This window comes from Ureaplasma zalophigenitalium (assembly GCF_025780055.1).
In the GTDB taxonomy this organism is placed as follows: Bacteria; Bacillota_I; Bacilli_A; order Mycoplasmatales; family Mycoplasmoidaceae; genus Ureaplasma; species Ureaplasma zalophigenitalium.
This window is the reverse complement of record NZ_JAOXHJ010000003.1, coordinates 13,524-37,575: the sequence shown is the minus strand read 5'-3', so window position 1 is coordinate 37,575 and position 24,052 is coordinate 13,524. Positions and strand designations below refer to the sequence as shown.

10 protein-coding genes are annotated in these 24,052 nt (G+C 27.7%); 2 read left to right on the top strand and 8 right to left on the bottom strand.

Annotated elements, in window-relative coordinates; translation table 4 throughout:
- Positions 1–68 precede the first annotated feature (68 nt).
- Positions 69–1,973, top strand: coding sequence for a M13-type metalloendopeptidase (locus tag OF365_RS01635; RefSeq protein WP_263817870.1), 1,905 nt, complete (start codon positions 69–71; stop codon positions 1,971–1,973).
- A 68-nt stretch (positions 1,974–2,041) separates the two neighbouring features.
- On the opposite strand, the gene OF365_RS01630 is transcribed toward OF365_RS01635, so the two are convergent.
- From OF365_RS01630 to OF365_RS01605, 6 genes are all read right to left on the bottom strand, one after another.
- Positions 2,042–3,850: an AAA family ATPase gene (locus OF365_RS01630; RefSeq protein ID WP_263817869.1), complete on the bottom strand. Its 1,809-nt coding sequence runs from the start codon at positions 3,848–3,850 to the stop codon at positions 2,042–2,044.
- Positions 3,850–4,854: a hypothetical protein gene (locus OF365_RS01625; protein ID WP_263817868.1), complete on the bottom strand. Its 1,005-nt coding sequence runs from the start codon at positions 4,852–4,854 to the stop codon at positions 3,850–3,852. The genes OF365_RS01630 and OF365_RS01625 overlap by 1 nt, the downstream gene beginning before the upstream one ends.
- Positions 4,854–6,944 (bottom strand): hypothetical protein, encoded by a 2,091-nt coding sequence (locus tag OF365_RS01620; protein WP_263817867.1) that lies wholly within the window; start codon positions 6,942–6,944, stop codon positions 4,854–4,856. The genes OF365_RS01625 and OF365_RS01620 overlap by 1 nt, the downstream gene beginning before the upstream one ends.
- Positions 6,928–11,007, bottom strand: coding sequence for an AAA domain-containing protein (locus OF365_RS01615; protein WP_263817866.1), 4,080 nt, complete (start codon positions 11,005–11,007; stop codon positions 6,928–6,930). Before OF365_RS01615 ends, OF365_RS01620 begins: the two co-directional genes overlap by 17 nt.
- Before the next feature lie 128 nt (positions 11,008–11,135).
- On the bottom strand, positions 11,136–14,447 hold the full coding sequence (locus OF365_RS01610; protein WP_263817865.1) for a hypothetical protein: 3,312 nt from the start codon (positions 14,445–14,447) through the stop codon (positions 11,136–11,138).
- Between the two features lie 157 nt (positions 14,448–14,604).
- A complete protein-coding gene (locus OF365_RS01605; RefSeq protein WP_263817864.1) occupies positions 14,605–18,060 on the bottom strand; it encodes a coiled-coil domain-containing protein in 3,456 nt (1,151 codons plus the stop codon).
- Between OF365_RS01605 and OF365_RS01600 the strand changes: the two genes are divergently transcribed.
- The gene (locus tag OF365_RS01600; RefSeq protein ID WP_263817863.1) at positions 18,047–18,307 is read left to right on the top strand and encodes a hypothetical protein; all 261 of its coding nucleotides are present in this window, start codon (positions 18,047–18,049) and stop codon (positions 18,305–18,307) included. The genes OF365_RS01605 and OF365_RS01600 overlap by 14 nt on opposite strands.
- On the opposite strand, the gene OF365_RS01595 is transcribed toward OF365_RS01600, so the two are convergent.
- On the bottom strand, positions 18,294–23,255 hold the full coding sequence (locus OF365_RS01595) for a hypothetical protein (RefSeq protein WP_263817862.1): 4,962 nt from the start codon (positions 23,253–23,255) through the stop codon (positions 18,294–18,296). The genes OF365_RS01600 and OF365_RS01595 overlap by 14 nt on opposite strands.
- A 111-nt stretch (positions 23,256–23,366) precedes the next feature.
- Complete coding sequence (locus OF365_RS01590; RefSeq protein WP_263817861.1) at positions 23,367–24,041, bottom strand: pseudouridine synthase; 675 nt, start codon at positions 24,039–24,041, stop codon at positions 23,367–23,369.
- Positions 24,042–24,052: the final 11 nt, after the last annotated feature.

The window sequence follows — 24,052 nt, the reverse complement described above, 5'->3', positions numbered from 1 at the left end:
GTATCTGTGGTATTAATATCCTAATTTTATATAATTAAATATATTTATCATAAAAAGGAATAAGAATTATGAAGACAAAATATAACACGCAAGCCTTAAAGCAAGATTTTTATGCTGAAGTCAACAAAGAATGACTTAAAAAAACACGAATCCCGCAAGATAAATCAGCTGTAGGCGGTTTCAGTCTTTTAGATAAAAAGATTGAAAAAAATTTAAAAAAATTAGCTAATGAATGATGCAAAAAACCTGCTTTGATTCCAAATGAAACTCTTGAAAATTTTATTAGTTTCTATAAAGTATGTAAAAATCATAATTACAAAGAAAAGTTAGGCTTAACTAAATTAGTACCACCGTTACAAATGATTTTGGATATTAAAGATTTTCATGATATTCAAAAAAACTATGTTAAATATGAATACGAAGGTTTTATGCTACCTTTTGCTTTCGGAATTACACAGGATTTTGTCGATAATACCAAACAGGTTTTAGCTATGGATCACCCTCACTTAATCCTACCCGAAAAATCATATTACCAAGATAGTGAAAAACGAGATTTATTATTAAATAAATTCAAAGAAACTATTGTTAAACTAGGTCTTTTAGCAGGTTTTGACCAAACTGTTTTAGAGACTATTGCCAATGATGCTGTGGCCTTTGATACTTTAAACATTGAGATGGCTAAATCAGCCACAGAACATGCTGATTATGTTAAATCATACAATGTTTATAAATTAATTGACATCAATGCTCAAACAACTGTTTTTGACATCCAGGAAATCGCTAAAGAATTAGTTAAAGATCCTAACATCACTACTGTTGTTGTTGATAATCCACGTTTTATTGATGCTTTAAACTCTATCTATAACGAGCAAACATTTAAACTATTTCAAGCGCGTATGTTTACGCATTTCTTAATGAGTAATGCCCAATATACAACTGAAGAAGCTCGTAGTTTATTATTTGCTTATTCTTCATTAATCAATGGCGCTAAGAAAATGATTAGCAAAACTAAATTTGCATACCAATTAGCTACGTCATATTTCAAAATGCCTTACGGAATTTATTATGCGCAAAAATTCTTTGGTCATAAAGCTAAGGCTAAAGTTGAAAATATGGTACAGACAATGATCGATGTTTATAAAGAACGTTTGCAAAACAATACATGATTGTCTAAAACAACTATTCAAAAAGCTATTTGTAAATTAAACGCTTTAGAACCTAAAATCGCCTTTCCTAACAACTATGAGCCATACTATGATGAATTAAAAACTACTGCAGATAATATTTTTGATAATATTCAAGCTTATTCAAAAGTCATCACCGCTTATCATTATGCTCAATATATGCAACCAATTAAAGATTACTGAGAAATGAGTCCAGCTACTGTTAATGCTTACTTTCACCCATTCAAAAACGTGATTGTATTCCCAGCTGCTATTTTAGATGAACCATTCTTCTCATTAAAGTATTCTAGCTCACGTAATTATGGTGGAATTGGGGCAGTGATTGCGCACGAGATTTCTCATGCTTTTGATAATAATGGTTCGCAATTTGATGAAAAGGGAAATTTAAATAACTGATGAACTGATCATGACCGTGCGGAATTTGATTTACGAGCTAAAAAAGTAATCGAAATGTTTGATCAAATTAAAACTCCGTATGGGATGAGCAATGGATTATTAACTGTGTCTGAAAACATTGCTGATTTAGGTGGATTCATGTGCGCTTATGAAGCTGCTAAAAAAGAAGAAGATTTTGATGCAAAAGACTTCTTCTATGGTTGAGCTAGTGTGTGAGCTGCAAAACACCGTAGTCAATATGCTCAATTACTGCTAAAATCCGACGTTCACTCTTTAGCCAAATTACGTGCTAATGTCCAAATTAGTAATTTTGATGAATTCTACCAAATCTTTGATGTTCAAGAAAATGATAAAATGTATTTAGCACCTGAAAAAAGAGCTATTATTTGATAAATAATAAAATTCATAAGTAAAAAAAGTAAAAAAACAACGTCTTACGTTGTTTTTTTGTTTTGGTTTGCTTATTGTTTGAAGATAAAAACTGCTTTGTTATCTTCGATAATCATATCAACATTAAGAATTAATTTTGCTTGTTTTTTAGTTTGAATTTCTGGATAATTAGCAAAAATAAAGTCTCCTATACTTTTGGTGATAAATTCGTCAACACTGTTGATAACTCCTCTAGCACCCATATGATGATTAGTTATTTTTTTGATTAAATCAACCAATTTTTCAAAAACATCGTTATAGTTAACTAGTAAATTATAATCCTTATATATTTTGTCGAATAAAACTTTCATTTTTGACTTAATAATGTTTTTGATAATTTCTCTATTATGTATAAAATTAAAAGGAACGATGTTATTGTTACCAATTCTATTTAATAATTCGGGTCTGTTGATCTTTTCGATAAAGTGTTTTTTTACTTCTTTTATAAAAGCGCTACGTACAGCTTTGTCATCCGTGATATCGATATCATTAATTTCAGCCGTACCAATATTTGATGTAAAAATAATAAATGTCTCAGAAAAATCAATAAGTTCTCCTTTAGAAGAAGTCAATCTCCCATCTTCAAGGATTTGTAAAAATTTGTCCAAAATTTTGGGGTGTGCTTTTTCTATCTCATCAAACAAAAGAATAGAAAAAGGATTTAATTTTACCTTGTTAGTTAACTCACCACCTGAGTCATATCCAACATAGCCTGGCGGGGCACCAATTAATCTTTGGTCAGAATGCTCGTGATTATATTCAGACATATCAAAACGAATCAATTTTCTCTCACTACCAAAAACAAACTCGGCCAGAGTTTTTGAAATCTCTGTTTTCCCTGTACCAGTCGGTCCTACAAAAAATAATATTCCTTTAGGCTTGTTAAGCGACTCATTAAACATCAGACCATTTAAACCGAGGAAAGAATTGATTAAAACTTGAGAAATTTTATCAATTGCATAATCCTGACCTTGAACCCTTTTGCTAAACTGCTCCTTAATTTTTCGAATTTTTTCGTAATCAATTTTTTCTCACTCTGATTCTCGCTGATTAAAATAAATTAAATTATATCTATTTGAAAAACTTTGTTGAGATTCATTAACTCTTCCTAATTGTAAAATTTCGATACAACTTAAACCTTCGGACATAGCCACTGCTTTTTGTAAAATTTCTGTTTCAGAGTTTAAGTCCATTTTGTCAATCGTTCTAAAAAAATGAGCGTTTTTTCGAATAATATCTTTTCTTTCTTGCATATTAGGTTTTTTTATTTGTACATCAATGTACTCAATGTTGTTCATATATAAGTCTTTAATAAGATTATTCGAATCTCGCATGATAAAAATAATTTTATCTGTTAATCGACTGTAATCCTCAATATACTTAGATTTATTATTATTATCCAAAGTCATGGAAATAACATTAACTAGATTGTCTATATAGTTATTAGAATTGTTTTGATTATCAAAAAAACTATCAGCAAAATTAATAACATAGATTCCTTTTTCGTGTTCGACAAATGTGCCATATTCATCGACAAAATCTTTGGTTTTTTCAACAATATGGTTCATAAAGCTATTTATATCATCTAATGCTATTAATTGCTTATATAAACCATTCGTTTCTTCTTCGAGTAAATCAATCGCCCCGAATGATGGAGCAAAATAATGAGCAATTTTATAATTGTTTTCTTTGGCAAAAGATTCTATGATATTTTTTAAGTCAACATTTAAAAATCCATGTTCATCGTCGTTAAAACAATATAAATCATTGACGTTGCCTGTAATTGTAATTAAATTTTTATGTTTAATTTTTATCTTTAAATATTCCAAGGAGTTTTTCACTATTTTTCACCCTCTCTTAATTTACGGGCATTACTTAAAGGTCGGGCCCCGGAAACACTTCGTGTAATATTTTTGGTTTTCACAAAATAGCCATGCTTTTCTAGGTCTTTTTCTAATTCATCAGAAAGGGATCAACACATGTGTTTTTCATAATCTCCAATATCATAACTAATCGATCCATCTAAGTTAAAAGTTAATAAAAACTCGTTGTTTTTCTTTAATGGATTCGAAAATTTTGAAATGAAAGCATATCTAGGTTTTAGTTTATCTTCAGCATCTCTTTGAATAATAAATTCGATTTTTTTGTGTTTATACTTATGTTTTTCTAGTAGTTGTGTGTATATTTTATGTTTTTTCAATGCTTCATTATACTGATTGATAATCTCAGTAGCATATGGGACGAAATCAGCTAATTCTTGGTAATTTGTAATAAATAAAAATTCGTTCAATAACGATCTTTTTAACTTGTCGTCTATTTTTTGCGAAAGAACTAAATTTTTAATTTCATTTCGAATTTTTTCGGTTTGTTCTTCATTAATTCTTTCTTGTTTAATTTCCTCTAATTTACGCAGAAAATTTTCGGGGCTGATGGAAAGATTTTCCTCTTCCAATCTACAGATTACTATATTTGATAAAAAACCATTTTGCAGAATTAAATCGCTAATTTCCTGATCCTCAAGTTTTATTAGATTTTTAAAAGAAAAATCAATAGACAAATTTGAAATCACTTTTATTAAACGACTTTTTGACATAGTATATTCCAACACTTTTTTATCTAAATGTAGAACATCTACATCAAATATTGGCTTTTTTAGATTCTTATCTAAGTATTGCAATCTATGTTCAAGATCATTTAAACTCTCTAATTGTGAATCTATGGATTGAATGATATATTTAGTATTTATAGTCTTACGTAAATTGCAAAGTTGAGATTTTAAGGCGTCAATCTCTGTTTTTTCGGAATTAGTATTAATGTTGTAACGGACACTAGCAGAATGGGACATTATTTTTGCTCCTCTTTTTTCTTCTTAATTTGTTTTAGTAATTGTTTGCTTCGCTCTTCTTTATCTTTAACTTCCTTAAGGGAAAGTGTCTTTTTGTTATCGTTATGGTGGAGTCAGGAATTACATCACTTAACTAATTGTAATAACTCCTCTAAATCTGCATTTCTTTCATATGTTTGTTGAAGAAAAGAACTAAGCTTAGCAAGTTCTGGCTTATTTGTTTCTTTTTCGATCATCTCTCTGATATTAAGGGCTTTAGTCTTAATTAAATCCATAGACCCTTTTTTTAGAGATTGATAAGTTTCTTGCAATTTTTCTGAAAAATTTTTGCAATTCTCTATTTTATCTTTTAATTTATGATTTTCCTTAATAAAGTTTTTAAGCAAATCTGCTTGGTATTCTTTTAACGAAGAGATATTTTCTTCGTATTGAGTACATTGTTCTTCATCCAACGCTTCTAAGTTCTCAATTATATTTGAAGCATCAAGGAGCTTTTGATATTGAGTGAAAAATTCATTAATCGTTTTTTCAAAACTTGTCTTCTTATTAAATAGAAATTCGTTTTCTTTATATTCAAAATTCATCTCTAAAAATACTTGAAAAAGAATTTCTTCCGAAAGATTTAATTTATTTACTAGTAAATTAGCAAGATCGTGTCTTTTTTGTTGGTTTTCATCTCCATTAAATGAACCAGCTTTGCTAATCATTCTAATCAGTAGATTAGGAGATATTTCGGTTTCATATTTTTCCAATATTTTAATAATTTGGTTTCAGTTAATCTCTAGACTTCTGTCTTGTTTGATATTTATATCTAAAAAATTAATAAATTCTTCCTCGTTTAAAAAGTTATCTATATTATCAAATATTAGACTTAGTGTTTTATCGTCATATTTCTCAGACTTTAAATCCAAGTAGTCATTGAATAATTCATTAATTTTAATTTCTTTGCGATCAAAGCTAAAAATATTTACCAAGTAGTTTGAACCGATTTTTATTGGATATTCTCTAATGAAAATATAAAAATATTGATCATTTGTGGTATCGTACATTATTTTTTTATTAATAAGCGAATGCAATGTATCCTCAAATTTAGATCATTGCTTTTGCGCGATTTTCTGATAAAAGCTTAGGGAAAGATCATCTTCTAGTCCACTAAAATTTTCTATTTTGAATCCCAACTCTTCGTTCTGGAATTTCTCGATTTCCATACCTAAAATATCTTTTTTAACAAATTGATCAATGTTCTCAATACTAAAAAGTGGCGATTCTTCGTCGTTATATTTAAACTCTTTTATAGCTGATAAAAACGCTTTTGATTCTTCATCCTTTGGAATAATTTCATTTTTATTTAAATCGAAATTAAATGGTTGTTCAACTCAAGAGATATCTTCTTCTGACAAAGAAGTATTTTTATCTTTTTCATTGATTAAACTATAATCTTCATAAATCTTATATTCACCTTCATAATTATCAGAATTCTCAAAATAGTTTTTAAGGAAAGAATATAGTTCATCACTATATTTATTTTTTAAAACCTTGTCTGGGTCTAAAAAATGATAATTTTCCTTTTTACTATAAACCGAATTGTCATCAAATTTTAAAATTTCGTTATATTTATCATAGAACAGGTGTCTTTTGTAAAAGTAATTTTTTTCCAATGGTTTTTGTTCTAATCCCACCATTCTATCTTCCTCAAAATTCTGAGCTACTGTAGGGTGGATTGGATGGTCTGAATTTGATTCGCTACCTAATGCCAATAAAGGTAAATCCTTTATTGATTTAATAACTGCATTTTCATCTTTTTTTTCTAATTCTTCGAATCCCTTTTTTCCTTGATATAAAATAACATTACTTTTTATCAATTTTCATGTTTCTGAAATTACAAAATCCACCAATTTTTCACGTTCATATCCTAATAGTTTTTCTAAAAATTTTTTTATAGTTAGCTCTTTGTGTTGCTTATATTCATATAAAAACATAGTTATTATTATTTTTGATAAATCATTTATTTCAACTAATTTACGAAAATACAATTTTAAATCAATCTTCAAAATAGGTATAAACAATTTTGTCTTAATTTCTTTCTCCATATTTCTCTCCTAAATCAATGTATGCATCCTTGTTTTTGAAACACTCAATATAATCACTAATTAAACTTGCATATTCTCCATCCAATTCTATATGTTCTAAAGGTTCTTTAAATGCTCCGACTAATATTAATGTTTGCTTCGCTCTTGACACTGCAACGTTAAAACGTTCTGGAACACTATAGAAGTCATAATTTCGTTTCTCTGGATATCTTAACTCAGCATTTTCTAAAGAGCCTTTTGCCCGAACAAAGTCAATAATGATTATTTCCTTTTCTCGACCTTGGAAATTATCAACCGTATCAACCTTGATTTTGTTAATAGTTTTATTGTGAACTCTTTCCTTTATCTTGTTTCAATAACTTTTGATTATTTCTTTTTGTGCTCTAGTCATGGAAATCACTCCAATATTTGCTAAGTCGAAAGGTTTGTCATCAGATGAATTACTTTCAACTATGTCAGCAATTATTTCGGCAATTGTAAAGGCGTTATATTCGTTAATTCTAGCACTGTATGTTTTTTGCTTATCTAATGTTTCTTTTTGATCGAACGCGACATTTCCCCTTTGTTCAAGTGTTCCAATAATTTTGTGATCTACAATTCCTTGATTTACAAGTTCTATTAATCGTCGTTTTCAATCGTTGCTAACGATTGAAGTATCATATGCGACTATAGATTTTTTCTCTTTTCTAGCCAGTTTATATGTTATATAAAATTCTGTTCTTGCTTCATTGTCAGTAGATAGTTTTTCATATTCGTCATAAAAACAGTTCACAACAGATTGTATTTCTTTATTAAATCTTCTTTGCTGCTTAAGGAATGTATAAAAGGTATGTTCGTAGCCTCATTTTTTTAAATTTAGAACATGTTTTTTAAAGAAAGGATACTTTATTTGATGAGTTAATTTTTCTATACTGTTTTTATTTTTATATCAACAAGTTTCATCATCGTCGTCGTCTATATCTTCTTCTTCATCATCATCTCACTCATAACGATCATAAACTTCTTTAATCAAAGGGAATTTATTAAAAATTTTATTTATTTCTATATCTTCTACATCATCTTCATCTATTTTTTTAGTTAAATTATTTTTGTCGTTTGTTTGTTCAAAATCTGTAATTGGTGGTAATTGTTTATAATCACCTGCCAAGACAATCTTTTCAGCAAGTAGTGATGAAGAAATAATTTCAAAACTATTACACTTTGACACCTCATCAACTATAGACATGTAAACAGGATACTCCTGGAATAAGTTAATTTGATTTTCACTATCGTATTTAATTTCCTGTTTGGCGGTCGTTGTTAAACCAATAAGATTAATTAATTTTTCCTTAAATACGTATAAATTAAAACTGTCTTTAATATTTTTATTTACTTTATCATTACAATTTTCTTCTAAGTTTTTTTGAATTAATTCTAGTTTTTTTATTATTTTATCTTTATTTTTAGAATTATTATCTGGCGATATTTCAGATCATACATTTTCATCATTTTTGATTTGAGAATAAATCTTATTAATTCGTTCGTTTTTTAATAAATGTTCTAGAAGTGATTTCATCCTATGAAATAAATGATCAATTCTGTTTCGTTCTGATAAGCTTTCTTGAATTTTTTTAAAATAATATTCAATGTCATCTAATGTGATTATTTCATATTCTTTATCAAAGTGTTCTTTGATAAAATTTGGGAAACTATCCTTGTCCTTATTGAAAAATTTGACGATTTGTTGTCTTTTTTCCTCATCAGTACCGGATATATTTTTAAGATTACTTGTTTTTTCCAATTCACTAATAAATTCAATTAATTTTTTATTTATTTGAAAATTTGATGGCTTAATTACATCATTTATTTTATTCATCAAACCTTTAAATTCGTCTTTAGTTGTATTTTTTAAATGTTTACTAGAATAATAGTTAATAGAAGCGTTACAAAAATTAAAAAATGTATTTCGTATGTCGAATCGTTTTTCTAGTTTTTCATTATCATTTGTTTTATTTTTTTTATCATCTTTGTCATCAACTTTTTTTAAAGTCTTATAGAAAATGAAATTAGGATCATCCTCAGTCAATGAAGCTATGCGATCAAAAGCGTTTAAAATAGCTTCGTGAGTGGATGAAGTCAATACTACATTCTTCTTTTCTTTTTTAATTATATGATATATCAGCGCAACAATGGTTTGTGTTTTTCCGGTTCCTGGAGGTCCCTGTAAAAATGAAATGCAAGGAGAAATCAACGCTTTTTTAGCAGCTTTTAATTGTAAATCATTAAGAGGATTATCGTCATGTAGGCATAATTTTATGTCTTCTAACGCCTGTGAATTGATTGTAAATTTTCCTGGTTTTTCAATAAAATATGATAAAAATGGATTCTGGTAATCACCCTTTGCAAAATTTTTCAAATTATTATAAAAACGTTTGTGTTTTGTCATTAATCCATCATCTTGATCTGACAATCAAAATTCATTATTGGTTTCAAAAATCTTCGGTAAAGATATTAACTTTTCTGTTATTTTTAAAAATTGATCTTCTGTTGGTTCTTTAAAAACTTCTTTTTCACAAATGTCTCAAAAATCAGTCAAAACCCCTTCCATCTGTGTATATGAATTGTTGCTATTTGAATTATTTATTTTGTCTTTCTTAATCTTAAATTTAAAAAATTGGTTTTCCTCATTCTTTATTAATGACTTTTCGATTTCTTTATTATTTTCTTCACATTTCCAAATAATAGATTTTTTTTGTCAAATAGAATTTTCGATTTTATCTATTTCTCCTTTAAGAACCTGTTTCCTCTTTTCAAGGTCCTTTTTTTTATCATCAAGTTCTTTAATTTTATTTGAATGATATTTTATTTGTTGATTATTATTATTAATTTGACTATTAATGTATGCATATCTCGAGTCGTCTGTGGACCCTCGTCTTAATTCATATTTTTTCTGATTATTATCCTCGTCTAATTTTCGTTTTAGTTCATTAAGATCTTTTATCATTCGTTCTAAAGAATGTAATTCGTTATTTAATTTATTTTCTTCGGGAGATAATTCATCTATCTTTTGTTGTAATGACTGTACTTCTTTTTCAGAATTTTCGATTATTTTATTATTTCTATCTTGTATACGTTGTATAGAATTTATGTAATATATTTCTTTTACACTATTTTTTATATCTGCAAGTTCAAATTCAATTATTTTTTCACTTTCGTTATTTAATAAGTAACGCTTTCCTTTTTGCAAGTTGAAAATATTTGAAGAGTCTTGGTTCTCAGGAATTTTAACAATAAAATGTACTTCATCCCCAGACTTTTTTTCTTCTAATTTAACAATTTTAGGTAAAAGTTCTTCATTATCTTCTTTTTTATTAGCATATTTATCTTTTCAGTGTCAAATTAAATCTTTATAAAAATAATATACAAAATTTAAGTTTAAATTTTCTTCCCTGCTTCATTTTTCTTGATGCAATAATTTAGGAGTTTTTTGAATAACTTTTCATAATAATTTCATTAACTCACTCTTTTTTAATTTTAACTCATTCTTTTTAGAAACATCTGAAGCAGTCCTTTCATTTTCAGCGTCAATTTTGTCACTAATACTATTGTAAAAATGGAAATCAAAATCATAGCCACTTGTAAGTTCTGCAAATGATTCTGGAATCATTGAGGCTTTTAAGTTATTGAGTATATTTATTCTTTTTAATCTTAAAGCATAGTTGTATTCTTCTGAATCATATTCAGTCTTAATGTCTAAAGTTAGAAAATTGTATTTTTCGCCTAAACAAATTACAAAATCTAAACAGTCACTCTGGTTAACCGGTTTATTTTTGTTAAACCTTGTTATTAAGTCATTATGCAAAATGTAAATATTTTCTTTTTCTTGAATCAATTCATTCAAGAAATTCGAGATATCAACGTCTGCATCTGATGATGGGTTATTAGAGTGACTAGTCTCTTTAAGTAATTGATTTCTAATATCTAATAAATGCTCTCCGATGGTTTTTGATTTCGTTTGTTTTTGTGCACCTATTGATAGACACTCATCAAAATCAATTATAATGTCAATGTTAAATTTACCCATTTTAAATCCTTTTTTTATTTATCAATTATTAATTATTAAAATGTCTAGAATAGACATATTTAAATTATTGCAGAATTGCCAAAAAAAAAAAAAAAACAGCAAGAACCGGCTTAATCTTGCTGTTTTTTCTAATTAATTGGTAGTGGTTTGTTGTTTGTTAGGGCTTTTTGATATTTTAAATAGTTGACACCAACGATTATAAGGGCTGCACATAGAATTGTGGCCCCAATAATTGACAAGGGCATGCATCATGCATATAAACCTTTATAAGTATCTGATGTTTGATAATTGACCCCAAAGCCTACAACAAAAGCAATGGCAGCAATTTGGATAATTAGTGTGAACACAGGTAGTGGTGTTTTGCATCTAATTAAATCAGCATAACGAATAATGATTAACGCTAATGGATAGAATCAACTTAGTAAGAAGATGTGAATGAAGGCGTTTTTATGACTAAATTCGTTAGCTATATCATTTGCGTCAATGTGTTTAAATAAGCGTGTAAACGGATTTACTTTATTAATCTTTTCGATAAAAAATTCATCTGTTTTAACTCATAGACGATCCACTAAATATTTAGTTTGATCTAAAGCAACTTGTGCATCTTGTGATTTCAAGTTATTAATAGTTTCTTGGGTTTTAAGATCAATGGCTTGTAAAATGAAGATTTGATTCATTAATGTTTTATTGACAAATTCATTGAATTGTTCATTTTGAATCATTTTTAACCCTTGAGCATATAAACCTTGTTCAAGATTTAACTTATCAAGAATTTTTGTTTGTACACCCATAATTATTTTCTTTAAAACTAAGGGATTGTTATGAACTTGGTCATTAATAGTAGTTGTAATTAAATTATCAAAAGCTTTGTCAACTAATAACGGATCTAAAGTTGAAAGAATTTTTGTTTGCGCTAAGTATTTAGCTTGAGATAATACTGCTGGTGAATTTAATTGAGTTTGAACTAAAGTTTTGAAAGCATTATTAACTGCTTGTTCAAAGTTAGCTAATAAATTGTCATGAAATTTACTTTGGTATAATCCTTGTAAAATTTCTTTTTGCACGCCTAATAGTAATTGATCAAAAGGTACTTCAGGGTGTTGGACACTAAGAGCATGTGCTTTTTTTTGAGCAATTTGACTAAGAACAAATGCAACGCCATGATTTTGTAAACCTTGAGTAATTTGCGCATCGATTTGGTTAGGTGCGATAATTTTTTGAATAATTCCTAAAGCAACTTCTTGTTCGACTTTATATTTCATCAATTCTGATTGTTTAACACCTTGCATTATGACATTATCTAATACTGTGTTAAATTGGTTATTTTGGATTGCTTGGATAACTTGAGGATCAAGTGTTGTTTGGTTCGTAATCTTTTTAATCAATTCAGATTGTACTTGCATTAAAACAGCGGCTTTTTGTTCTGGATCACTTAAATGCAATGCTTCAACTTGGTTTGTTATATATTGGTTAACTAATGAATAAAATTCTGTATCAAGCACCTCTTTGTTAAGGATTTTTTTAGCAATCTCTGCCTGAACTAAAATAGTTAAATTTTTATCAGCTAAATTTTTAAAGTAATTATCAACAGCTTGGTTAAAATTAGTTAATAAACTATCATTATAAGTTGATTTATATAAACCTTGTAAGATTTCTTTTTGAACTAAAACTGTTGCTTGTTCTAAAGATAATTGAGGATTAGCTTGATGAATTGATTGCGCCTTTTGTCCGACTAAAGTATTTATTAATTCAGTTGGTTGGTTAGTTAACATCATTTGGAATACAAGAGGGTCTAAAGTTGGAGTCTTCATCAGATTTTTAATTACATCAACTTGATAGCTTAAGATTAACTCGTTTAATTCAGTTGGTTTTGTCATTTTAATTTGTTCAATAATGACCTTAACTGCTTGATTAAATTGATTAGCTTGAACCATTTGGACTAATTGAGGTTCAAGAGTTGTTTGTTTTGTTAAACGTTTTAAGAATTCGGATTGTACACTTTTGGTAGCTAAGTTAAGCACGCTAGGATCGTTTGCTAATTTATCAGTTGCAATTTTATTGATCATAGCGTTTAAAGTAGCATCAAATCCCTCTTTCTCTAACATTTTTAGAATGTTTTCATCTAATGGCTGATCGTTATTTAATCGCGTTAATAACTTTAAATGAATGGCTTGTTCGAATAAAGCTCGCCCCTCTGGTGTTTGAGCAAAACCATCAATAATCTTATGAATATTATTTTCATCTTCTAATAGTTTTTTTCTAAATAATTCATATAAATAAGCTGGTGGTGCATTTTCTTCTACAGGAATGATTAAGTCCTGGTTTCGTGCATACAAGTTGCTAAAACCTTGAATGCTAAAAGCGAAAATAATTCCCAAAATAATTGTTGTACATGATCCATAAACAATAATTGTTCAAAATAATTCTGGTTTATGGAAACGTTGTTGACGAATCATTTGTTTCCCAAACAAATAAACTAAATAATCAGAAATTCCGAATAAGAACATTTGAATAAACATCATTGCTTGATATCAAATGATCCGTGCAGATTGCATATATAATGGGGTTGAGCCAACCATCTTATCATTGATTACATAAAATAAACTAATCATTGCAAACATTTTAATGACAGATGTAAAGACAGATATTAATGTATAATCTCATGTTGCTTTTAAAATCGCCATAAATTGTGCTCGGATAAGCACTAATTTATCTCGTAAATATAAGTGTGTTGCGTTAATGTAAGTAAAAATGCACATACTAACAACAAAACTCGCAATACTTAAGCCAACACCAAACCCCACGTATGTTATATTAGATAATAATCCAATTAAACACGCTAAACCTAACCCTAAAACATATAAACTAATTTCAAAAACATAATACATAATTCGGTTTTTTAAAAAACGAGATTTATATAAAATAGATAGTCAATATTGTTTTAAGCAAGAGAATAATATCAATCCACAAGATGCATAAATATAAAACATCCCTTGTTGTTGTGTATATAACGTATTAGTGTGAATGTTCGCATATTCGTTATACACATGAGCTGTTGGAAAATAAATAATTAACAGAAAAATTCCAAATAACAAGGCGTAAATACTTCCAGCTTGTTGTGAAGATTTATTTAAACTAAATCCATGCTTATCACGAGAGTGGAAATTATTGGAGTATAAAGCGATTAAAACCCCAACAGTCCCGCCTAATTGGGCGAAAGCTAATTGGAAAACGGTTATATAACTAATACTTTGTACTCCAAAAGCACCATCTTTTAATCCTGCTGCCATGCTTACAACAACTAAAACTAGCGCTAAGGTTAACAGCACTGATGATGCAATAAAACGGGCAGAACCGTGTAAAAAACGTTTAACAGTACTTTTGATAGAAGGATCAAATGCTAAATGGTGGAGTGGCGTTTGTGTTTTTTTAACAAACATAATAAAACCTTTCTCAATACACTCAAAAGTTAATATACTTATTATTCTAAGCTAAAACAGCAAAGAAATACTATTTTAAATAAAAAAATAAAACCACAATGTGATTTTATTTTAGTTAAATTGATTTTTAGCTCATGTTAGGAATTATAAAAGCGAATTATCTAGGGAAGACGTTCTCAGGTAAGAATTCATCCAGTTCGTCCTTTTTAAAATTATAAACAAGTAAGTGGTTGCCACCAAACACATTTTGTTTTTGTTGTTCAGATTGATCTAATTGAATTGTTGTGTTAATGAAGTCATAGTATAGTTTATACCCATCAGTAATAGTTTTCTTTATTGTATTTCAATCATTATGGTCAACCTCGTGACCAACAGAGTGTCGTTGTCGATTTATTGGATTAATATCTTTATATAATCAATCGTGCTGAGATGTTCAGTTGTTTTTATAAGTTCATTCTCCTAAAAATGAGTCATCCCCTGAGTATTTAGTATAATTTTTAATAGTATCTCAATATTCATAATAATGAGTTCCTTTTTCTTCACCATTTCCGATCACAACACCAAATGAAAGTGCTGCTTGTGACATTTCTCGGCCTAATTGTTTTAAATTTTCTGAGTCTATTAATCTTTCGTCAGAAAGAACTTTTTGGGTTTGGAATAATGTTCTCCCTACATATCCTAAGGCTGAAAAACGTCTGATATTGTTATCGATTCGTAAAAGAATGTTCTTTGTAGGATAAAAAATGGGGTTATGACTTTGATTTTTTCTGAAATCACCATCTATTGTTAGTTGTTTTTCCACTTTTTGTAAGAATTCATTAGACTCAACATCGTATTTCTTAAAATAATCAGCTATGTTGATTAAATTATTCTTAATTACCATAGTGTTTGTGTATTTATCATTATCAAAACCTGTATTCATGTATTTTATGTTATTAAAATCTTGGTCGATTTGTAAATCAAAAATTCGTTGAGGTTTTTGTTTATTTTTAATAGGGCTAATAACTCTATCAAAGTTTTTACTTATCTCCAACAATTTATTTATATTTCGATTATAAATAATAATATTTTCATCAAAATTCATATATTTAATCGTTTGATTATTCTTTACATAAAATCTTTGTCTATCATTTTTCACACTTTGATCTACATTACCATTGACCATTGCAGAAAAAGGATTTAAAACAGAGAAGTCGATTAAAGCCTCTTGAATCGGTCATCAAATTGTGTCAGCTATAAATTCTATTATTTTTTCCATAATATTATTAAAAACTATGAATTTTTGAAAATCAATTACATTTCCAAAACTTGAAAATGTAAATTTCTGCATTTCATCATTTTTGTGATTTATTTCATTAATATCTAGACTGGTTTTAAAACTATCATTATTTGCATCTATTCTAAATAGATTTAGCATTTTTTTATAGCTATCTTTGACTAAATTTCTGTTTTCAGCATTTAATCCAGCACTTCCGAAACGACTAACAATTGGATTCGAATTATTTTTAAGTGTTGTATTAACTATATTTTGGGTTCTAAAAAATAACGATAAATATTCATTTAATCAATCTCGTTTAATTTGAATTTTATTAATTGATTTTTCATAAATAAAATCTCAAAATCAGCTAGATAATTCAAATTTTTTAATATTATTGTTATATTTTTCTTTTTTAACAGCGATTTCGTTTAATTCTTCTTTGGATACATTATCAGTATTAAATTTAGATTTTAATTCTGTGAATTTTTGTAATTGCTCTAGTGGACTTGCATGATTATTATTAAATAATTCATTATACGGTTGTAATGCATCGATAGTACCTTTATATCCATAATTATTATTTAATTGATTGCGGTTAACATCGCTAACAAATTGATTAATAGTTGATGATAAAGGAGTTACCTTTGAATTTGCTTCTTGTTTTATACTATCAAAGGCTAATTTAGCTTTTTTAATAATTTCATCCATCGCTTTTTGTTTACTTGATATACCAGTAATTATCTCATGCCCTAAATAATGATTTAAATCAGCTTTTGAGACGTTTTCGTTAATTCCATTTTTAAATGCTTGATTATTAAGTTTATTGAATTCTCTTATAGCTTTCTCTAATTCTAATGCAGGCTGGTTATTTGGTGTAACAGATTTAGCTTGTTTTACAAAATCATTTAAAGCGTTGGCTTTATCATTAATATATTTTGAAACTTCTAACTTATCTGCTCACGCTTGATTATATACGCCTGTTTCATTAGTTAAACTATCATATTGTTGATTAATTTTATTAGTAGCCAAATCTACCGAATTTGAGTATTTTTTTAACATTTGATCAATTAAATTATTAAATTGGTCATCGTTTTTGATATTCACTTTTCCGTTTTTTAAAACATTTAGAACGTTAATATCAATCTTTGGCAATTGATTTGCGTTATCTAGTTTATTAATGTTGTCATTAAAAGTATTAGCGGAGTCAACAATGTATTTCAATTTCTTATTCATTGAGTTGACTTTCACATTTAAATCATTTATTTTACCATTATATTTTGCTTGTATTTGATGCAATGTATTGATCATAGCTGAATTAAATTCCCCAGCATTAATTTTGGTTTTAAGCTCTTGAGCTTGATTTGATAATTTATTTATCATGTCTTCTTGACTAATAATTGATTCAAATTTTGGGTAACCTGACTTTAAACTTCGGACACTAGTTAATTGTTTATTATTTTTATCAATAAAATTATCTAATAGAGTTTTTTGGTTGTTTTTAAATTGATTCAAAAGATTATTATATTCATTATTTAAAGTATTTATTTGGTTATGTAAATTAACAAAATCGCCCTTGTTATTAAACGTACTTGTAGCTTTTTGTTGTGTTAAATCATTAATTGACTTAATCTGATTATTATAAGAAACTTGGAGGTCCTTTGCTATTTCTGTTTGCTTTGCTAATTCTATAAATTTGTTATGAATTGTATTGAATTCAGTTTGTAAGTGTTCTAAAGTTGCTTTACTAGCCGCAGACCCTGCAGAGTTTAATCTCTGAATTTGTGATTCTAGATCATTAGCACTTGCATTATTATTGTTTTTTAATGCCTGAGCTGAAGAAATTGCATTTTTTAAGTCTGTGTGTTTTTTCGTAAGCTCAGTCGATGGATTAGATACACTATTCTTAATACTTGTGTTAATGTTTTCGGCATCATGTAAACTAGTTTCTAATTCAGCTCGTAATTTAGCAATTTTTTGATCAACAACTGCTTTTTTGTTTGGTATTGAATCCTTAATTGTTTGGTAAGATGATAGCACATTTTTTAATTGTGGAATTGAATAATTATCCATGTTTTGATGATTGTTATTCGTTTCATTTATCGCTAGAGCAATTTCCTGACCAACGGATTGATATTTATGATCAGCTACTAATGCATTCTTTTCTGTATCTAACGATTGTTTAATTTGCTTAATTTGTTCCTTTAATTGATGTTTTCTTTGAGTAATTGCGTTTTCGGCTTGACCCATTTTTGTCTCTAATTGTTGTTTAGCAGATTCAATTACATCAGTTAAAGGTAATAAGTTATTATTATCTTTTTGAATTTTTAACTTAGTTTGATCAATGATAGATTGCAATTCCTCTTTTTCTGAATTTAATCCCTCATTGCTAAGTGTGGATGCTAATGTTTCTGCTCGTTTGATTACATTATTTATATTATCAATTGCAGTTTTAAAAGCGTTGTCTAAATTATTTTGTTCAGATCGTGAATTATTAATAGCGGTGATGATATTTGCGATTTTCTTTTCATTATCAGAAAGAGCATTGACCGGTGTCTCATTTTCTGTTTTAACTTGTACTAATTTAGAAATTAAATTTTCATAATTTTTTTATGAGGATTGGCGTTCAATTCACTTAATCTATTGTTTAAATTACTTACTGCAGCCGATAAATTGTTCTTCGATGTTTGTAAAACTTCTTCATCAATTGAGTCTAAAGTTTTTTGTGCCTTTGTTTTAAAGGTTTCTAAGTCATGAACTGTCTTATTTGAAAAATCATTTTTTAATTGGTTAAATTCATTGTTTAGCGATTCTAATTTGTTTTTTGAAGATGAATAAGTTGAAGATAAAGATGCATTTTTTGCATTTACACCCTCAATGATTTTTTCAATATTTTTTAATAGATTATTTCTCTTATTTGCTAACTCATCTTTTGCTTCAGCAATTTTTCTTTTTATTTTTTCCACGTCATTAACATGTTCGTTATAACGTTCTTTATGAGCATCAACTGTATCTGGATTAAATGGTGATTTAATTGTTTGTATTAAATTTTTAACCTCAGCATCAATATCCACAAATTTGTTTGGCAAATCTTCGGCTTGCGCTAATGATTCTAAATCTTTTTTAATTGCATTTAATTTATCGGCATAGATATTTTTATCAGCTTGTTCTAAAATTTCATTACCATGACTAAGGTGATTATTAACTTCCCCAATTGTTTGCGGGTCTTCTTGTACTAAGAATTCTTCTATTGCTTGAGTATTCAAAGAACTTATATGTTCTTTATTATCATTTTTAATATTCTTAATTTCTGCAACTTTTGCTTTTAACTGTTCTTTTAACGCGTTTAATTTAACTAATTTATCAGCTTTTTGCTTGTCAATTTCACTTTTCTTCGCACTAGCAGCTTGGATCGCTACTTCTAAATCTGTTTTAGCTTTGTTAATATCCTTAATTAACGCCTCTTTACCATTCGCATCAACTTTATTTTTTTTATCAGCATTGTTTAAAGCGTTTTCTAAATTAGTTTTTTCTGTTGTTAAAGCTGGGTCAGTTAATTGATCTTTAAGCGTATTTGCTCGCGAAATAGTTACAGATAAACTATCTTTAGCTATTTTAAATTCATTATCCTTAGTTTTTTGATCTGCTTTAGCTTTTTTTAATACATCTTCTAACTTTTTAGTTTGCGCTTCATTAGTTAAATAATTGTTTGCAGAGTGACTATTAGTTTTTAATGATAACTTTAGTGTGTCAATAATTTCTGTATAATTCTTTGTATTCTTATTTTTTTCTAATTCATTAAGTAAAGTATTAATATTATTCGCGGCAGTTTTCAAATTTTCTTCAGAAATTTTTAATATATTAGTATCAATGTTGTCTATAACATTTTTTGCCTCATCCTTAAATGATTCTAAGGTTTTAATAGTAGTATTTGATAAGTCGTTTTTATCGGGCAGTAATTTAGCAAATTTAGAAGGTAAAGAGTTAATTTTATCTTTTACAGATTGATAGATATTAGTAATAGTTTGATTTTTTGTATCAGCTTGGTTTAATAATTCTTGAATTTCTTGAACTAAACGTTGTTTAGTTTGTTGTTCGTTTTCTTGTTTTTGTTTAATTGCTTCCTTTATTTTAGCTACATCTTCTTTATGTTCTTCATAACGTGTTTTGTAAGCTTCAAGTGTATCAGGGTCAACCGGTGTTGAAATAGCAGATACAAATCCTGTTAATTGATTATTGATATCAGGGTATTTTTTAGCTAAATCTTCAGTTTGTGCTAATGATTCTAAATCTTTTTTAATTGTATTTAATTTATCAGCATAAATATTTTTATCAGCTTGTTGGAGCAATTGGTTACCTTGAATAATAGCTTGATTAATAGAATCAACAGTTTCAGGATCTGTTTGACTTAAAAACTCATTAATTGGTGCTGAATTTAATCCATCTATATGATTCTTACCATTATTTTTTAGACTGTCTATTTCCGCTACTTTTTGTTTTAATTGTTCTTTTATACCATTTAGTTCTGTTAGTTTAGCAGTTTTTTCATTGCCATCTAATTGATCTTTTTGCTTTTTAGCTTCGGCTAATAAATTTTTATACTCTTGATCAATTGACGTTAATTGATCTAATGTTTTTACATCTAAATTAACATTATTGTTATTTAGGTCTGTTAAAGACTGGTTTGTTTTTGTAAACAAATCCTTATATTTTTCATTTTGTGTCAATGTGTTTAAAAAATTGTTAATTGCTTTTTTAGAATCTGTAATTTGATTTTTTAGAGATTCTCGTTGCTTGTCAATTTCATTTTTCTTCGCACTAGCAGCTTGGATTGCTACTTCTAAATCTGTTTTAGCCTTATTAATATCCTTAATTAACGCCTCTTTGCCACTCGTATCAACTTTATTTTTTTTATCAGCATTGTTTAAAGCGTTTTCTAAATTAGTTTTTTCTGTTGTTAAAGCCGGGTCAGTTAATTGATCTTTAAGCGTATTTGCTTGTTCGATAAGTGGTAATAGAGCATCCTTTGCGACTTTGAATTCGTTATCTTTATTTAATTGGTTCTTTTTCGCCTCTTCTAATGCGTTTTTTAATGATTCAGTTTGTTTTTCGTTGGTTATAGTATCACTTGCTGGTGTACGATTGGCTTTTAATGTTTCATTTAATTGATTAATAATATCAACATAATTTTTAGATTTTGGATTTTGTTGCAATTTATCAATAAAAGCATCAAGATTCTTTACAGCTGTGTTTAAATTGCTCTTTGAAATGTTTAAAATTTCAGCCTGAATATTATCTAAAACATCTTTAACTTTTGTTTTGAATGTTTCTAATGATGCAATTGAAACATTAGATAAATCTGTTGTGTTTGGTACTAATTTATTAAAATCGGGTCTTAAATCAGCAATTTTATCCTTAACTGTTTGATATGTCGCTGTAATTGTTTGATTTTTTGTATCAGCTTGGTTTAATAATTCTTGAATTTCTTGAACTAAACGTTGTTTAGTTTGTTGTTCGTTCTCTTGTTTTTGTTTAATTGCTTCCTTTATTTTAGCTACATCTTCTTTATGTTCTTCATAACGTGTTTTGTAAGCTTCAAGTGTATCAGGGTCAACCGGTGTTGAAATAGCAGATACAAATCCTGTTAATTGATTATTGATATCAGGGTATTTTTTAGCTAAATCTTCAGTTTGTGCTAATGATTCTAAATCTTTTTTAATTGTATTTAATTTATCAGCATAAATATTTTTATCAGCTTGTTGGAGCAATTGGTTACCTTGAATAATAGCTTGATTAATAGAATCAACAGTTTCAGGATCTGTTTGACTTAAAAACTCATTAATTGGTGCTGAATTTAATCCATCTATATGATTCTTACCATTATTTTTTAGACTGTCTATTTCCGCTACTTTTTGTTTTAATTGTTCTTTTATACCATTTAGTTCTGTTAGTTTAGCAGTTTTTTCATTGCCATCTAATTGATCTTTTTGTTTCTTAGCTTCGGCTAATAGATTTTTATACTCTTGATCAATTGACGTTAATTGATCTAATGTTTTTACATCTAAATTAAGATTATTATTATTTAGGTCTGTTAAAGACTGGTTTGTTTTTTCTTTTAGTGCAGCGTATTTTTCTGGAGGGGTTAAATTATTAAGAAAATCGGTAATAGCTTGTTTTGAATTTATAATTTGTTCTTTCAGGTTAGCTTTTTGTTGATCAATTGTAGTTTTTTTATTTTGAGCAACTTGCATTGCTTTTTCCAAATCAATTTTAGCTTGATTTATATCAGCAATTAGTGCTTCTTTGTTGTTTGCATCTACTTGTTTGATTGTATTAGCTTTTGTTATAGAATTTTCTAAAGCGTTTTTTTCTACTACTAAAGCCGGGTCAGTTAATTGATCTTTAAGTGTATTTGCTTGCTTAATAGTAGAAATTAATGTTTCCTTGCTGTTTTTTAATTCTGTATCTTTATTTAACTTATTAGTTTTTGCTGAATCTAAAGCATCAAGTAAATTTTTCGTTTGTTTTTCATTCATTAATACATCTGAGTTGGGTACTTGATTTGCCTTTAATGTTTCTTCTAATCTGTTAATAATATCAACATAATTTCTAGAATTAGAATGTATCTTTAATTCATTTATATAATCTTGAATGTTATTTGAAGCATTTAATAAATTATCTTGTGAAATTTTTAAAATATCTGGATCAATATTATTTAATAGGTCTATAAGTTTATTTTTAAATGCTTCTAAAACTTCTAAAGATACATTCGATAAATCATTGACATTAGGTACTAATCGATTGAATTCAGACGTTACAGAATTGATTTTATCTTTAACAACTTGATAAAGATTGCTTATACCTTGGTTTTTATCATTAATCTTTGCTATTAATGTTTGAATCTCTTGCAGCAGTTTGTTTTTTGAATCGTTTTTATTATCTAATGTTAATAAATAATTTTCGCAGTCAGTAATTAAACCTTGTAATAATTCGTTTTGTTTTAATAAATCATTTACTAAAACTGTTGGTTTTGCTTTCAACATTTTTTCTAATGATGCGATTGCGTTTGTTAATAATTCTTTATGTTGATGTGCTACATCATCTTGTTGATAAGAATCGATTTTTGCTAAAAGTTCTTTAGCTTTTTTGATTAATTCACCTGAGTCAAAAGATATTTTCTTGTAGTTATAATCGATTTCGTCTTGTTGCTTCTTAATATTGCTAATTTTTCGTTTTAATGAATTTATAGCTTCTTTAACTCGCTCACTATTTTTTAAATCGATATTGGAATTTAATTGAATGTTTTTCTTTAAATCATCAATTAAATTTTCGTAATTTAAATTGTTATTTTCTATTAATAATTTAAGTGTTTTTTTTGCTTCTTCTAATAATTTACGGTATTCTATACCTGTCTCATCATATGTGTGATCTTTGTTTTTATTTCATCTTAATTGTGTAGCAGTAATAACTACACCTGCCATGAATAATGAACTAACTACAGAATAAGCTGCAGCTATTTTTCGTCTTTTTTTATTTGAATTTTGATTTTTCATAAGTGGTGGACCCTCCATTTTAAAATAATTCAATCCCTTTATTTTAACAAAAAATGTTTAATAAGTAAATTATAAAAAAATAGTAATTTAACATATTGCATTTATATAGTATTAAATAAGCGATGGATCAAAAGTTTTGATTTCTCCTTTTTTTAGATCATCAGGTAAATATAATTTACCAAAGGCTATGCGCTTTAAAAAAGTCACTTGATAGTCAAAAAATTTGAGCATTTTTTTAACCTGATGAAATTTACCTTCGTAAATAGTTAACTCGGCACTTCGTGCTGATAGAAAATTAAACTGGTAATCATGAACAACATACCCTGATATTCTAATAGGGCCAGAATAGTTTTTTATATAATCGTTAAAATCCGCATGAACTTCTAGATAATATGTCTTTGCTATGCGACTACGTGGATGAAGCATTTTATGAGCAAATAAACCATCGTTAGTGATTATTAAAAGTCCTTCGGTATCCTTATCTAATCTCCCCACAGCAAAATATTTATTACGATCTAAATCTGGAAGTAAATCAAAAATAACTTTATTGTATGAATCATGATTAGCTGTGATATATCCTTGTGGTTTATTTAACAAAAAATACCTAAATTTCTGATAACTAACGACTTGATTATCTAAGGTTATTATGTCGCAAGTAGGATCTATATATTCATTCGATCTGATTATTTTATTGTTAACACAAATGCGCCCTTGACGAATTAATTGCCGCACTGTTTTACGCGAATAATCTAAAGAATCTGTTAGGAATTTATCTAATCGAAGCATTTAATATCCTT